This window comes from Candidatus Kirkpatrickella diaphorinae (genome assembly GCF_025736875.1).
GTDB classification, from domain to species: domain Bacteria; phylum Pseudomonadota; class Alphaproteobacteria; order Acetobacterales; family Acetobacteraceae; genus Sorlinia; species Sorlinia diaphorinae.
In genome coordinates, this window is the sequence record NZ_CP107052.1 from 128,369 (window position 1) to 144,117 (window position 15,749).

Genomic DNA, 15,749 nt, shown 5'->3' on the forward strand with positions numbered 1-15,749 from the left:
GGGTCATCCTCTCACATAATGTGATCAATTTCAGCCATGGCAACTCGTTGCAAAAGCCGAACAACCATGTAACCTGACCGGAAATATTGCGCCGGAGCCGCCAACGCTTTGCAAGCCCTTTCCGAAACGATCATGACCCGGCCCCCCGCCCCCAAGCTCCAACGTGCTGAGGGGGCGTTGAAGATGTCCGTGAAAAATGACGGGGTGAGGACGCGCCTTGATCAGCTACGCCAAAGCGGCTGCCTGAAAACGTTTTTCCCCCATTCGCCGCATCCGGCGCTGGTATGCATTATTGTCAATGTCTCTGGCGGCATTGCCGCGTCAGACTGCCTGGAAAGCGAGTTCTCATGCCTCGACCGCACGCATCTCATCCTCTCAACGCAAGGTGCGGAGCGCTACCAACGCGTCCGAGATGGCGAAGCCCCCTCCCGAGTCACGACGACATGCCATGTGGGTGCGGGCGCTCATCTGGAATGGCTGCCGCGTGAGACGCTTTATTACGATAATGCCCATGTGGCGCGAAACTTTGATGTCCATCTCTCCGCCGATGCGCGCTTTACCAGCGTGGAGACACGCGTTTTCGGGCGACATTATACCGGGGAGCATGTGCATCGCCTGCGCCTGAAAGAGCGGATGCGCGTCTACCGGGATGGTGCGCCCCTTTTTATCGACGCCGTCATATCGGATGCCATTAGCGATGCGGTGCTTGATCGGGCGGCCATTGGCGATGGGGCGCATGTCCAGCAATCTATCCTCCATGTTTCTGATGAAGCGGTGCATTGTCTCGACGCTGTCAGGGGTGCGATCCATGGCCTGGGTCACGTCCATATGGCGGCATCCGCCTGGAATGGCCTGATGATGATCCGCCTTCTGGCCCGCCAACTGGACCATGCGCTCAAAGCAGGGGAGGCGGCTTTGAACGTGCTGCGGTGCGGGGCCGATATGCCGCCATCCTGGCGTTATTAGCAGAGGAAATTTATGCGGCTGACACCACGAGAAAAAGAAAAACTCCTCATCTCTCTTGCGGCAATGGTGGCGCGGAACCGGCTGAGTCGCGGGGTGAAACTGAACCACCCGGAGGCGATCGCCCTGTTGACAGACCACATCATGGAAGGTGCCCGTGATGGGCAAAGTGTGGCGGGATTGATGGAATCCGCCGCCACCGTCCTGACGCGGGGCCAGGTCATGTCCGGCGTGGCACAACTGATCGCGGAGGTGCAGGTTGAGGCGACCTTTCCCGATGGCACAAAACTGGTGACGGTCCATGACCCCATTCGATGATCGGGATTTTCTGAACCAGGTCTTCCCTGGTGAGATCATCTGTGCCGAAGCGGATGTCCCGATCAATGTCGGCGTGCCGCGTTGTGTTCTGCGCGTGCAGAATGCGGGGGACCGGCCCATTCAGGTCGGCAGCCATTATCATTTTGCCGAAGTCAATCAGGCACTTCTTTTTGACCGCGCCGCGGCGCGTGGGATGCGTCTCAATATCCCCTCCGGCGCGGCCATACGGTTTGAGCCGGGCCAGGCGCGCGATGTCACGTTGGTGCCTTATCGTGGCCTGCGCGTCGTGATCGGTTTTCAGGGGGCAGTGATGGGGAAACTCGACCCATGACCACGATGCGACGATGGGATTACGTCAGAAGCTTCGGCCCGACAATCGGTGACCGCGTTCGCCTTGCCGATACCAACCTCCTGGTCGAGGTAGAGCGGGACTTCACCCTTTACGGCGAGGAAGTGAAATTTGGCGGCGGCAAGGCGATCCGCGATGGGATGGCGCAATCCCAGCTCAGCGCAGAGGAGGGGGCGTGCGACACGGTCATCACCAACGCGCTGATCATCGACCATTGGGGGATCGTCAAAGCGGATATCGGGTTGCGGGCCGGGCGCATTTGCGGGATCGGCAAGGCTGGTAATCCGGACACGCAACCGGCCGTGGATGTCATTATCGGCCCCTGCACCGAAATCATCGCCGGGGAAGGTAAAATCGTGACAGCGGGGGGTGTGGACACGCACATCCACTTCATCTGCCCCCAGCAGATTGACGAAGCTCTGGCTGCGGGGATGACAACCTTGCTGGGCGGCGGCACAGGCCCGGCAACCGGCACAGCCGCCACAACCTGCACGCCCGGCCCCTGGAACATTCACCGCATGTTGCAGGCAGCCGAGAATTTGCCCGTTAATGTCGGGTTCGCCGGGAAGGGGAATGCATCGCGGCCTTCCGCTTTGGAGGAAATGGTGCGGGCCGGGGCGTGTGCGCTCAAACTGCATGAGGATTGGGGCACCACCTTACGCACGATCGATACTTGCCTTTCCGTCGCGGACAGAATGGATGTGCAGGTCATGCTGCATTCCGACACGCTGAATGAAAGCGGTTATGTCGATGACACGATTGCGGCGATCGGGGGAAGGACGATTCATGCTTTCCATACGGAGGGGGCCGGGGGCGGGCACGCGCCGGATATCATCAAACTTGCGGGACTTAAAAATGTCCTGCCTTCCTCCACCAACCCCACACGCCCTTACACGGTCAATACGCTGGAAGAACATCTCGATATGCTGATGGTCTGCCATCACCTTGATAAATGTTCCGCCGAGGACATGGCCTTTGCGGAAAGTCGCATCCGCAAGGAGACGATCGCGGCCGAGGATATATTGCACGATATGGGCGCGCTCTCCATGATGTCGTCTGACAGTCAGGCGATGGGGCGTGTCGGTGAAGTCATCATCCGCACCTGGCAGACCGCCCATAAAATGAAGGCGCAACGCGGCGCGCTGAAGGGGGATGGCGCGGCGGATAATGAGCGGGTCAAGAGATATATCGCGAAATATACGATCAACCCCGCCATCGCCCATGGCCTCGCGCGGGAAGTCGGCTCAATCGCCACCGGTAAATTAGGGGATCTTGTCCTTTGGGAGCCTGGATTTTTCGGGGTCAAGCCGTCCATCGTGGTGAAAGGCGGCATGATTGTCATGGCGCAGATGGGTGACGCGAACGCCTCCATCCCCACCACATCACCTGTCATGCCCAAATTGATGTTTGGCGGGCTGGGACGCGCCGTCTCTGAAACCTGCATCACTTTTGTTTCCCAGGCGGCGGTGGAAGAGGACATTAAGCACGCGCTTGATCTCAAACGCCTCATTCTGCCGGTCAGTAATGTGCGTGGCGGCATCAGCAAGGCGGATATGGTGCATAATCATGCCACGCCGCATATTGAGGTGGATGCGGAAAGTTACGAAGTGCGGGCCGATGGCGCGCTTTTAACCTGTGAACCGGCAATGGCCTTGCCGATGGCGCAAAGGTATTTTCTCTATTGATGACACGTTGCACAAAAATCCTCCCCGCGGGGAGCTGGGACACGGCGCGGGCTGCGACATCTTATCGCGCCGATTATGAAGGCCGGTTCCGTCGGCGCATGGTCCTGACGCTGGCAGATGGGTCGGAGACTTTGCTTGACCTCGAAACGCCGCGTCTCATGCGTGACGGGGATGGATTGGTTCTGTCGGATGGTCGGATAATTGTTGTCGTGGCGGAAGCCGAGGCCCTCGTCGAAATCCGCGCGGTTTCGACGGATGCGCTTCTCAAATTGGCGTGGCATGTCGGCAACCGACATATTGGTGCGATGATCCAAGCTGATCGCATCACGATCCGCCATGACCCGGTGATTGAGAAGATGATTAAGGGGCTCGGCGGTCACCTGACGCACGTGCATCGCGGTTTTGACCCGGAAAATGGCGCTTATGCTGTTTCCAGCCCCGCGCACCATCATCACCATCACCCTGCCTGATGACACGCTGCGCCCGTTAAACCGTGATCAGACAGTGAAGGAACAGCAGGAACTCAATTCCACACGCCTGTTAAGGCTGCTCAATTGGGTGTCGCCCGCCCTTCCGATCGGAAGTTTCGCTTATAGTCACGGGACGGAATGGGCCGTCGAAAATGGAGATATCCGGGACGCTGAAACGCTGACGCTCTGGGTGCGTGACCTGCTTTGCCATGGTTCCTTCCGCGTTGATCTCGCGGCGGTGCTGACAGCGTGGCGCGCGGAGGATGACGATGCGGCACGTTCCGCCGCGGCCCATACGCTGGCACATGCCTCATCGCGCGAGAGATGGGAGGAGACATTGCAGCAGGGCAAAGCCTTTATCCGCGCTGTCGAAAACTGGCCTGCTATTGACGCGCCCCAAACGGAGACGCGCCGGTTATCACCCCCGCGGCAATGCCCCCTGCCGGTCGCTTTCGGGTTAACGTGCCGTCAACATGGTTTTGATGAACATATCACGCAACTGGCTTACGCACATTGTGCCGTGTCGGCGGTGATTTCCGCCTGTATGCGGCTTATCCCGCTGGGGCAGACAGAATCGCTGCGTGTTCTGGCGGCGCTGGAAGGCGAGATTGTGCGGATGATCGCGAGGATGCAGAATGTGTCGCTCGATCAAGTCGGCAGCATATGCTTCGCGTCCGACCTGGCTGCGATGCTGCATGAAACGCAAAAAACAAGGCTGTTCAGAACGTGATGACACATCAGGAAAAACCCGATCATTCCCGTCCCCTCAAAATCGGGATCGGTGGGCCGGTTGGCTCCGGCAAAACAGCGTTGATGCATAGATTATGCCTGCTTTTCCGCGATCTTTGCGAGGTGGCGGTGATCACCAATGATATTTACACGCGGGAAGATGCTGAATTCCTGATCCGCGCCGGGTCCCTGCCGATGGAGCGCATCCTTGGTATTGAGACGGGTGGCTGCCCGCATACGGCCATCCGGGAAGATGCCAGCATCAATCTTGCCGGGATTGAAGCGCTGACGGAAAAATTCCAGCAGCTCGACATTATTCTGATCGAAAGCGGGGGCGATAATCTCGCAGCGACTTTCAGCCCGGAACTCGTTGACCTGACGCTTTACGTGATTGATGTTTCGGCAGGCGACAAAATTCCGCGCAAAGGCGGCCCGGGCATCACGCGTAGTGATCTCCTCATTATCAATAAAACGGATCTCGCACCCTATGTGGGCGCCGATCTCGACGTCATGGCGCGTGACAGTCGGTTGATGAGGCGGGATCGACCTTTTCTCTTTACCAATTTGCGCGAGGATGAAGGCGTGACGGAGATTGCGACTTTCATCATGCAGAAGGGTGGATTGAAGGTCGCGGCCTGAAGGAGGGTGAAGCGAAAATGGTGATCAACCTTTTCCTGCTCAATATCGGCTTATGGGTTTTGGCCGCGCTGACACCCGGCATCCCCTATGCCGTCATCCTGCTGGCCTGGACACTTGGGCTGAGGCACGCGCTTGACGTCGACCATATTGCGGCAATCGACGCTGTGTCGCGTCAGATGATGTCGCGCGGTCGACCGGCGCATCGGGTCGGGCTGTACTTTTCAATCGGGCATTCCGCTGTTGTCCTGACGGCGACCTGCATTGCTGCGTGGTATGCCTCATCCCATTTTTTGCAAGAGGGGCCGCCATTGGTCGGCAATCGTTTCAGTGCGCTTTTTTCCGCCTTGTTTCTTCTTCTCATCGGCGGCGCCAACCTCGTCAGTCTCTTCCGCCCGGCTCAGCCGATGCAAACGCGGAAAGGATCGGGGCGGCTGATGTCGCGTGTGACGTCACCCGGGCATATGGTGGTGGTGGGCTTCCTGTTCGGGCTGGGTTTCGATACGGCGAGTGAAATCGGCCTGATGGCCCTGACGGCGGCGCAGCGTGCCTCCGTTTTTGCGGTCGTGTTAATTCCGGTCATCTTCGCGGCCGGGATGATGCTGATCGATGGGGTTGATTCGTTTCTGATGGTGAAACTCTGGAGCCGCCCCACGCAACGTGTCACCTATCGGCGCCTCGTTACACTGGTTTCCGCCGCCATCGCCCTCTTTATCGGCGGGCAGGAACTCCTGGCCTGGGGGGCCTTTAAACACCCCGTCATTGCAAATCTGACGGGCTGGATTGACGCCCATGTCACGCAGATGGGTGGGTCAATTGTCGCGGCTTACATCCTGCTTTACTTCCTGATGAGGCGACGCCTCGCCATTGGCGGAAAAATGCGGATGGGGTCGCACTTATAGGCGCGACCCCGCCAGAGATTTTTAAGAGGGGAACGCCCCCGGCGCTTCCAGCAACGGCGCCAGGTCCTGATCCCCGTGTGACGCCTGACCCGCGCGAAGCGCGCGCGCGGCATTGACCATATTTGTCAATGCGGGAATGACCTCCTGCCATTGGCGCGTTTTCAATCCGCAATCAGGGTTGATCCAAAGGCGCGCCGCTGGAATGCGTCGTCCCGCTTTGAGCATGAGGCCGATGATCTGCGAGGTTTCCGGGATGTTCGGGGCGTGGATATCATACACACCCGGCCCAATCTGGTTGGGGTAGTCGAATGTTTCGAAAACATCCAGCAATTCCATATCTGACCGCGATGTCTCGATTGTGATGACGTCGGCATCCATCTCAGCAATTTCAGCGATGATATCGTTGAATTCGGAGTAACACATATGGGTGTGAATCTGCGTTTCATCGGCCACGCCATTCGCGGCGATGCGGAATGATTCAACAGCCCAGGACAGATATTCCTTCCATTGCGAACGACGCAAGGGAAGCCCCTCCCGCAAAGCGGCCTCATCAATCTGAATGATGTGAATGCCGGCTTTTTCAAGATCGAGCACCTCCTGACGTATGGCCAGGGCAAGCTGATAACATGTGGTGGCTCTCGGCTGATCATCACGGACGAAGGACCAGTTGAGGATCGTCACCGGCCCGGTCAACATGCCCTTCATCGGTTTGTCTGTCAGGGAGGCAGCATAGGTGATCCACTCAACGGTCATGGGTTCTGGTCGGCTGATATCGCCGAATAAGATCGGCGGCTTGACGCAGCGTGAGCCGTAGGACTGGACCCAACCATTCTGGCTGAAGGTAAATCCCTCCAGTTTCTCACCAAAATACTCGACCATGTCGTTGCGCTCTGCTTCTCCATGCACCAGCACGTCAAGGCCGAGTTTTTCCTGCTCCCTGATGCAGCGTTGAATTTCCTGTCGCATGAGGTTTTTATAGTCCTCGATATCCAACTGGCCTTTTTTCAGCCGCGTTCGGGCCATGCGAATGTCATGCGTCTGAGGGAAAGACCCGATGGTGGTGGTCGGATAGAGCGGCAGATGCAGCTTTTCAGCCTGACGCGCCGCGCGTGTCTCAAAATCATGGCGTCTTTGTCCGAGCGATGCGGAAATATCTCGTATTGCGGCTTTGACAGACGCGTTATTTACGCGCGCTAACTCGCGACGGGATTTGACGGCATCTCGATGCGCGGCCAATGCGGTGGCCACGGCTTCCCGCCCGTATGTTAATGCGCCTGCAAGGATTTTGAGCTCGGCAATTTTCTGCACGGCGAACGCCATCCATGCGCGGATTTCCGCATCCATTCCGGTTTCGAAGGCGAGGTCAACAGGAACATGCAGAAGCGACGCATGAGGCGCCAGCCACAATCGGGCGCCGAGTTTCTGTGATAGAGGCTCCAACCAGTCGAGCGTCGCATCGAGATCGGTTTTCCAGATGTTGCGACCATTGACGACGCCAAGAGATATTACCTGGGAAGGATAGGTGAGTTTGATCAGCGCTTCCACCTCATCCCGCGCATTGATGGCATCAATGTGGATGCCTTGCACCGGCAGGCGCGCGATGACGGCCAGATTTTCCTTTAATTGCCCGAAATAAGTTGTCAGAAGAATTTTGACCGACCCCGTATCCAGCGTGCTATAGGCTTCGATGAAAGCATTCTGCCAGGCATCGTCGAGCTCCGTCACAAGTATGGGCTCATCCACCTGCACCCACGTGGCGCCGGCATGGGCAAGCGCGGCGAGTAGTGAAGCATAGACCGGCAGGATGCGTTTCAGCAGCGTCAACCTATCCGACCCGTCTTTGCTCTTGCCAAGGGCGAGGTAGGAGACGGGGCCAAGTATAACGGGTTTTGCGGTGACACCCTGTCTTCTGGCTTCAGCAAGTTCTGCCAGCAGGCGGGTGGCGTTGAGTTGAAATCGCGTCTCAGCGTCCAGTTCCGGCACGATATAATGGTAATTTGTATCGAACCATTTTGTCATTTCACCGGCGGCGACGTGCCCTTCCGTATTTTTTGCGGATCGCCCCCGTGCGGCTCGGAAATAGGCGTGGATGGCGTCATCATCAAAACTACGCGTGCGTGCGGGCAGGTTGCCGAGCGTGACACTCATATCCAGAACATGATCATATAAGGAAAAATCACCGACCGGGATGAGGTCCAGACCCGACTGATCCTGCCAGTGACGCGCACGAAGCTGCGCGGCGACCGCCTCAAGCGCGTCGGTGGATGATTGACCACTCCAAAATGTTTCAAGCGCGAATTTCAGTTCCCGATGTGCCCCGATCCTCGGGAAACCAAGATTATGGGTCGTGACCATGTCATGTGACCTCATTCTGTCAAAGATGGTCATGACGGTAAGAGCTTAAAGATATGAGCAAAAATGATATATTTTCATGAAACGATGAGTATTATTCATGAAAGGTAGCGTAGATGGCCATTATCGACCGGTCACATCTGGCCATTATTCAGGCCATTGCGCGGGAGGGGTCGCTGACTGCGGCGTCCGTAAAACTGAACCTCACTCAATCCGCTCTGAGCCATTCCATCCGAAAGCTTGAGACAAATCTCGGTGTCGCCATCTGGCGTCGAGATGGCCGGTCCCTGGAATTGACTCAGGCCGGTGCGTGGCTATTAAGCACGGCAAACCGGCTGCTTCCCCAGCTTGAGGATATCGAAGAGCGTCTGCTTCAATTCGCCCGCGGTGAGCGGGGGAAATTACGCATCGGGATGGAATGTCACCCTTGTTATCAATGGCTGACGCGTATCGTTGCCCCTTACCTTGATCGATGGCCGAAAGTTGATGTCGATGTTCGTCAGAAATTCCAATTTGGCGGGATCGGGGCGCTGATCGGGCACGAAATCGACATTCTGGTCACGCCGGATCCGCTTTACAAACCGGGGCTGCGTTTCGTCCCCGTTTTTGATTATGAACTCGTGCTGGTCGTGGGGGCTGGGCACCGTTTGCGCGGCGTGCATCACGTGATGCCGGAGGATCTTCTTGAAGAAACATTAATTACCTATCCCGTTTCGACGGAGCGGCTGGATATCTATACGCAGTTCCTCCAACCGGGCGGTATCCAGCCGCGTCGCCACAAGCCCATCGAGACAACGGACATCATGCTCCTGATGGTCGCGCATGGCCGCGGTGTCGCCGCGCTGCCGCGATGGCTTGTGCAGGAATATGTTTCCCGTTTTGATCTATTCCCGTTGAGGCTTGGGAAAGACGGCATCTTCAAGCAGATTTTTCTCGGTCATCGGGAGAATGATCGGGACCTTAAATATCTTCGTGCCTTCATCAAACATGCCGCTGACGCAACGATCTGAGGGCGTTAAGATTTTCGGTGAATATCTTTCAGCTTTTCATGTAGCCTCAAATTCGGCCTTGCCGGTTTTGGCATTTGCAACCCTTAAAAAGGCAATTATTTTCCGCGTTCATGGCATGTGCTTTTGATTGCCGAAAGCGACAATCCTCACGATGTCCACTCTTTATCATGAGATGCCGGTTTACTTCCCGACCATCCAATTCGATTGATTTGACTGAAGCCTGATTTGAGTCTGACGCATCTTATTGCGGCGAGAGGTGTTGCGGCTGCCGCATTAACGCACAATATTTTATAATATATATTATGAAGATAACGTCATGGTGTCCGCGGCGGGATTCGAACCCACGGCCCCAGGATTCATACCACTTCAGCTTTCACTGCCGGCTTTGACACCGTTCGTGGTCTGGACTGTCTCTTGGCCCTGATTTCCGGAGGAAATTTTAGGCCCCGCCCGTTCAGTCTCTACACCTTCGCCTGCAACTCGCAATGCGCTTGGCTCGGGATTGGCACGGCCTGAGACAGCCAGAGCTTTCCCCGATTTTGAGCGGATCCGCAGGAGAGGTTTCCCCTTCCAGCGCCCAATTACTTAGGAATCCTGTGCTCTATCCTGCTGAGCTACGCGGACATCATCCGCCCGATGATTAGGTTATTTCCCGATATGAAACAAGCGGCAAATAATAAGCCATTATTCACCTGTCTTCAGACAGAGGGCTGCAAGCCAATGCGCCGAGTCGCACGGAGTCGCCCGTTTGGCTTCCGGGTTTATAAGGAAGTTAAGAAAGTATAAGCATGTCATGAGCACCCTTTTGCGGCGGGTGTGTTTGTTGCAGTACGAATAGGTATGATTGTGTCACGAAATGGCGACCTTCGCCGCACCGGTACAGTCCAGGTAAGACGGGGTCCGAGTCATGTATAATCTGCCTTCGAGAAGCTTTGGAACTTCGGAGGGAAGCCTCCTCCGGATCCGCCTTCTCGGGACGATGGGGGCAGAGACATCCGGCGGACTGAGTGTGCTGCCAGTGGGTGGCAAGACGCGGGGTCTGCTGGCTATTCTGGCGCTTTCCGACCGCAAACCCGTCATGCGCAAAACCATTGCGGACCTGCTTTGGAGTAACAGGGCGGATGATCTGGCGCGGGCTTCCCTCCGGCAGGAGATCCATCGCCTTCTCGTCGCACTTAATCCGTTAGGCGCTGATATTGTCGAGGTTCAGCGACAGGCCCTGACACTTAAGCCTTTTCTGACCTGGGTGGATGTCGAGAAAATCCTGCATGGCGGCATTGAGGCCCTTCAGCTTGTCCCTTCACCGAGTGAGGGGCTGCTGACTGAACTCAACGCCATCGACCCGGCTTTTGACACCTGGCTGACCGCGCAGCGCAAACGCCTCGACCGTCACATTTTGTCGCTTTACAGTCAGGCCCTGGCGCAGGTTGAAGACCCGGAAGCCATGCTTGCCTACGCGGAAGGGCTTCTGCAGCGCGACACGATGAATGAACTGGGCTGGCGGGGACGCCTGGAGGCCTTCGTCACCAAGGGTGAGATGGGGAAGGCCTCACGCACCTGTGCGGAGATCATGGATCTTTTCAATTACCGGTTGGGCGCATTGCCCGGGCCGGAAACCATGCGACTGATCCGCGAGATACAGGCGCACGCCGCTTCAGAGTCAGCCGAATTCGGATTTTCAGAAAACCAGAACCTTTTCAAGGAGACGGAGGTCGCACCGCGTGAGGTGGTGCCGAATGAGACGCCGACAATCAGAAGCAAGCCCGCCCCGCATCGACATCCGGTCGTATCCGGCAACGTACCCCGCACATTGGGCCGCGTGGCTGTCGAGGCTTTCTCAGCCCCGTCGGAGGTCCATCTGACACCGACAGCTTTTGCCCTGGCAGAGCAGCTTGAGGTGGAACTCGTGCGGCTTGATACGCTGCAAGTCGTGTTCCGTCCGGGGCAGAAAAGCGCGTCATCCGCCAGTCCCTTCTTTCAGGCGACGCACCAGGCGATTGATTTCCGTGTCGTCAGCATCGTCCATTCCGGGGAGCCGCGGGAAGCGTCACAGCGCGGTGCTGACCGGAACTGGGTCACCATCCGCCTGATCAGTTGCAAGGATGATGATTACGTCATCTGGGCCGACCGCCTCAACCTTCCGCAGGAGGAGGCGGAGCGAAACGCTTTCAACCGTTATATTGCCTGGTCATTGCAATGGGCGTTGATGATCTGGGAGGGGCAGCGCGCCCTGAACCGCCCGATCGCGGAATTGAGCGCCACGCGCCTCGCCGCGCGGGCCGCCTGTCTGCTGACACATTGTGACTCCGTCCGCTCTGAGGAATTAAATGAGCTTGTCCGGCGGGCCGAGGCGAAAGACAGTGAAAACATCATCGTGCTTTACGTTAAGGCGCTGGTCGGGCTGGTGCGGTATTTCACGCGATGGCATCCGATTGAAGAGGAAGAGTGCAGGGCACTGTCCCACGCGCTTGATCGCATCAGTTCCTATCTCAGATATAATCCGCTCAGCATCAATCTCATGCTTTATGCGCGCCTGGTCTTTCCGGGACAATATGACCAGGCACGCGCCCTTTACTCCGAAAGTGCGGGCCGCTCCTCCAAATTTGCGTCCCCCTCCATCAATTGCTTCAACGCGATCAATGCCCTGCTGGACGGGGATCGCGCGCGGGCTTTGAGTGAGATACGGGAATTCAGCGCCCGCAAAATGGCCTCCGCAGCCCTGGCACTGCTGGAGCCGATCAGCGCCATGGTGTTGCATGCCTGCGGTGAACATGCCGAAGCCCACCAGGCCTGCACCGCCTATATCTGCCTTTATCCGCGGTCAGAAGCCGGGCTTCTTGTCTATCTGATGGGGCTGATCCAGCGTCGCGCAACGGTTGACGCTGCCGTCGCGGGTAAGCGCCTTCTGCGCCTGGCGCCGGACGCGACAGTGACGGGCATCCTCGCGCGCTTGAGCTATCTGCCTCCCATGATTTATGAATGGGTGCGTCAAATGCTGACCCTTTCCGACCTGCCGCGTTGAGACGCCGTGTCAAAGCTTGGCTTTAGCTGATCCACAGGATAGAAAAGACTCGGACCCAACCACCATGCGCGCCCACGGGGGGCCGCGCATAATCGTTTCAGCTCAGAGGTAACATGATCGCATCCGCGCGCCCGAAGCCAGATCACTGGTCCCGCCATCGTCACCACATTCTGCGCCTGAATGTTTTTGCGGGCGTGCTCCTGTTTTCCCTGCTTGCAAGTTGCAGCTCTGACCGGGACCCAAGCGGCCTTGCGAAGCCGAAAAACCATCTCATGACCGTCGATCGCGGTGCGACGGGGGGCGATGACCAACTCAAAGACGGCGTCAATGTCTATCTCTGGCGCGGGGCGCTGGATACGCTGTCATTCATGCCGTTTTCCTCTGCCGATGCGGTGGGGGGGATTATATTGACGGACTGGTACACACCGCCCACCAGCCCGGATGAGCGGTTTAAAATCGCGGCTTATGTCATGAGCCGTCGCCTGCGCTCAGACTCTCTGCGTGTTGCCGTCTTCCGGCAGGAGAGGCAGGGGGGGCAATGGGTCGATAGTCCTGTCTCGTCCAATACGGTCTCCGATATCACGACCCGTATCCTCAACCGTGCGCGTGAATTGCGGGCCGAGAATAAAGGCGGGGATTAGACGCTTTCCGGCCCCCAAGCGCATCTGACAGCCTGACACACGTGATTTGACGAAAAGAATACCAACCTCCCATGACCACCTCAGAAAACACAAATCTGGATTTTGAAACGACGGAGCTGAAATGGCAGAAAGCCTGGGAGGATATCGGCGCTTTTTCAGTCGGGGATGTGCCGGACTCTGACGCGTCGACTTATTATGTTCTTGAAATGTTTCCCTACCCCTCAGGCCAGCTCCATATGGGGCACGTGCGCAATTACGCGTTGGGCGATGTCGTGGCGCGCTATAAAAGGGCGCGCGGCTTTCAGGTGATGCATCCGATGGGGTGGGATGCTTTCGGCCTGCCAGCGGAGAATGCGGCGCGGGAGCATAATGTGCACCCGCGGGAATGGACACTCAGCAACATCGCCAAAATGCGCACGACGCTGCAACGACTGGGTTTCTCCCTTGATTGGTCGCGGGAGGTCACGACGTGCCTGCCATCTTACTTCGGGCATCAGCAGAAATTATTTCTGGACATGTTCCGGGCCGGTCTTGTTGAGCGTCGCGAGTCCGCTGTCAATTGGGACCCGGTTGATCAGACCGTTCTGGCGAATGAGCAGGTGGTGGACGGGCGCGGATGGCGCTCCGGCGCGTTGGTTGAGCGGCGTCATCTTGCGCAATGGTTCCTGAAAATCACCGATTTCGCGAAAGAACTGCTCGACGGGTTGGCGGGGCTTGAGGACTGGCCTGCGCGCGTGCGGGCCATGCAGGCGCGTTGGATCGGATTTTCCGAAGGCGCGCGTATCACTTTCCCGCTTCATCACCCGCCGGAAGGGTTTGATGCCACGGCGGATGCGATCGAGGTCTATACAACCCGGCCTGACACGTTATTTGGCATGGGATTTGTCGCCATCGCCGCGGATCATCCCCTCGTGGCGCGTCTGGCGCCTCACAATGAGGCGGTGCGTCTCTTCGCGGAGGAATGTGCAAGGCTGGGCACGCGTGAGGAGTCGATCGAGAGTGCGGAGAAGCGCGGCGTCGATACAGGTTTGCGGGTCGTCAATCCATTTGCGCCGCATGAGATCTCACCTGTTTGGATCGCTAATTTTGTGCTGATGGATTACGGCACGGGCGCTGTTTTCGGCTGCCCCTGCGGGGATCAGCGTGACCTCGATTTTGCTCGGAAATATCACCTGCCCGTGCGCTCCGTCATTCTGCCACCGGGTGAATCGCCTGAAAGCTTTGTCATTGAAGACAAGGCTTATGTCGGTGACGGAACGCTTTATAATTCGGGTTTCCTTGATGGGCTCGATACAGAAACGGGCAAAAAAAGGGCGATCACCGCGCTGGAGGATATGGGTGCCGGCGTGGCCTCTGCCAGTTGGCGCCTGCGGGATTGGGGCGTGTCCCGCCAACGTTACTGGGGCTGCCCGATCCCGATCATTCATTGCGCCACGTGCGGTGCCGTGCCGGTGCCGGACGCGCAATTACCGGTGACATTGCCGGAGGATGTTTCTTTCGACATATCCGGCAATCCGCTGGATCACCATCCGAGCTGGAAGCACGTGACCTGCCCCCAATGCGGTGAGGCTGCGACGCGGGAGACGGATACTTTCGACACGTTCGTTGATAGTTCCTGGTATTTTGCCCGTTACGCGTCGCCTCACTCCGTCGCGCCGGTTGATCGGGAAGCGGCTGAGCGCTGGTTGCCGGTCGATCGTTATATTGGCGGGATTGAACATGCCATCCTGCACCTCCTTTACGCGCGCTTCTTTACGCGCGCGATGAAGATGACGGGACATCTTGATGTGGATGAGCCTTTCAGAGGGCTCTTCACACAGGGGATGATCACGCATGAGAGTTATCGCGACGCGTCCGGCTGGCTTTCACCCGAGGATGTGCGACGGGAGGGTGACCGGGTTGTGCGCAGGGATAATGGCGCGCCGGTCACAATCGGTCGCTCGGAGAAAATGTCCAAATCCAAGCGGAACACGGTCTCCCCGACCGAGATCATCGCGCGTTACGGGGCGGATACGGCGCGCTGGTTTGTGCTTTCCGACAGCCCGCCCGAGCGTGATATTGAGTGGACTGAGGCTGGCATTGCGGCCTCTCACCGTTTCATCCAGAAATTGCACCGTCTGATCACGCACATTGCTGAGAATGACGCGCCGGAAGCCGCCCATGCGCCAGGTGGCCGCGCCCTGCGGCAGGTGACGCATCGCACCATCGCCGCCGTGACACAGGCGATGGAAAGCTTTACCCCGAATGTCGCCATTGCACGGATATATGAGCTGACCTCCGCCCTCGCGGAAGCGGAAAAAAGTCAGGAAGCCGGCATGGCGGCGGCGCGGCGTGAGGCTGGTCGGACGCTGGCCTTGCTGATCGCGCCAATGATGCCCCATCTGGCGGAAACCCTGATGCATCGCCTCGCACCGGAGGCCGGTCTGGTGGTCAGTCAGTCATGGCCGGTCGCGGAGGACGCGCTCCTGACGGTCAGCCACGTGACTTTAGGGGTTCAGGTGGGTGGCAAGCTGCGCGGCACGATCGATATTTCTGTCGATGCGGATGAGGAGACCGTCTTTTCAGCCGCGATGTTAGAGCCTAATGTTGCACGCGCTTTAGAGGGTAAAACCATCCGCAAGCGCATCTACGTGCCCCGACGCATCGTCAATTTTGTCGTATCGGCCTGAAAT

General features: G+C 57.7%; 13 protein-coding genes. 12 read left to right on the plus strand and 1 reads right to left on the minus strand.

Annotation, left to right across the window (positions count from 1 at the left end):
• The first annotated feature begins 183 nt into the window (after positions 1 to 183).
• Genes N5W20_RS00640 through N5W20_RS00675 form a run of 8 tightly spaced genes read left to right on the plus strand, consistent with a single transcriptional unit; the run spans position 184 to position 6,052 of the window.
• Positions 184 to 966: an urease accessory protein UreD gene (locus tag N5W20_RS00640; RefSeq protein WP_319807018.1), complete on the plus strand. Its 783-nt coding sequence runs from the start codon at positions 184 to 186 to the stop codon at positions 964 to 966.
• 12 nt (positions 967 to 978) lie between these two features.
• Entirely contained in the window at positions 979 to 1,281 is a 303-nt protein-coding gene (locus tag N5W20_RS00645) for an urease subunit gamma (protein ID WP_319807019.1), read from the plus strand.
• Positions 1,265 to 1,612 carry an urease subunit beta gene (locus N5W20_RS00650; protein WP_319807020.1) on the plus strand — a complete coding sequence of 116 codons (348 nt, stop codon included), beginning with the start codon at positions 1,265 to 1,267 and terminating at the stop codon, positions 1,610 to 1,612. The genes N5W20_RS00645 and N5W20_RS00650 overlap by 17 nt, the downstream gene beginning before the upstream one ends.
• Positions 1,609 to 3,315 (plus strand): urease subunit alpha, encoded by a 1,707-nt coding sequence (gene ureC, locus N5W20_RS00655; RefSeq protein ID WP_319807021.1) that lies wholly within the window; start codon positions 1,609 to 1,611, stop codon positions 3,313 to 3,315. The genes N5W20_RS00650 and ureC overlap by 4 nt, the downstream gene beginning before the upstream one ends.
• Complete coding sequence (locus N5W20_RS00660; protein ID WP_319807022.1) at positions 3,315 to 3,785, plus strand: urease accessory protein UreE; 471 nt, start codon at positions 3,315 to 3,317, stop codon at positions 3,783 to 3,785. Before ureC ends, N5W20_RS00660 begins: the two co-directional genes overlap by 1 nt.
• Positions 3,739 to 4,515 (plus strand): urease accessory protein UreF, encoded by a 777-nt coding sequence (locus tag N5W20_RS00665; RefSeq protein WP_319807023.1) that lies wholly within the window; start codon positions 3,739 to 3,741, stop codon positions 4,513 to 4,515. The genes N5W20_RS00660 and N5W20_RS00665 overlap by 47 nt, the downstream gene beginning before the upstream one ends.
• A complete protein-coding gene (gene ureG, locus N5W20_RS00670; protein WP_319807024.1) occupies positions 4,515 to 5,153 on the plus strand; it encodes an urease accessory protein UreG in 639 nt (212 codons plus the stop codon). The genes N5W20_RS00665 and ureG overlap by 1 nt, the downstream gene beginning before the upstream one ends.
• A 17-nt stretch (positions 5,154 to 5,170) precedes the next feature.
• Positions 5,171 to 6,052, plus strand: coding sequence for a HoxN/HupN/NixA family nickel/cobalt transporter (locus N5W20_RS00675; RefSeq protein ID WP_319807025.1), 882 nt, complete (start codon positions 5,171 to 5,173; stop codon positions 6,050 to 6,052).
• A gap of 21 nt (positions 6,053 to 6,073) precedes the next feature.
• On the opposite strand, the gene metE is transcribed toward N5W20_RS00675, so the two are convergent.
• Positions 6,074 to 8,407, minus strand: coding sequence for a 5-methyltetrahydropteroyltriglutamate--homocysteine S-methyltransferase (gene metE / locus N5W20_RS00680; protein WP_319807026.1), 2,334 nt, complete (start codon positions 8,405 to 8,407; stop codon positions 6,074 to 6,076).
• A 113-nt stretch (positions 8,408 to 8,520) separates the two neighbouring features.
• Here metE and N5W20_RS00685 point away from each other — a divergent pair, with 113 nt between their 5' ends.
• From N5W20_RS00685 to leuS, 4 genes are all read left to right on the plus strand, one after another.
• Positions 8,521 to 9,414: a LysR family transcriptional regulator gene (locus tag N5W20_RS00685; protein ID WP_319807027.1), complete on the plus strand. Its 894-nt coding sequence runs from the start codon at positions 8,521 to 8,523 to the stop codon at positions 9,412 to 9,414.
• A gap of 907 nt (positions 9,415 to 10,321) precedes the next feature.
• Positions 10,322 to 12,436, plus strand: coding sequence for an AfsR/SARP family transcriptional regulator (locus N5W20_RS00690; protein WP_319807028.1), 2,115 nt, complete (start codon positions 10,322 to 10,324; stop codon positions 12,434 to 12,436).
• A gap of 113 nt (positions 12,437 to 12,549) precedes the next feature.
• Entirely contained in the window at positions 12,550 to 13,077 is a 528-nt protein-coding gene (locus N5W20_RS00695) for a DUF3576 domain-containing protein (RefSeq protein ID WP_319807029.1), read from the plus strand.
• 71 nt (positions 13,078 to 13,148) lie between these two features.
• Positions 13,149 to 15,746, plus strand: coding sequence for a leucine--tRNA ligase (gene leuS, locus N5W20_RS00700; RefSeq protein WP_319807030.1), 2,598 nt, complete (start codon positions 13,149 to 13,151; stop codon positions 15,744 to 15,746).
• The last annotated feature ends 3 nt before the right edge of the window (positions 15,747 to 15,749 follow it).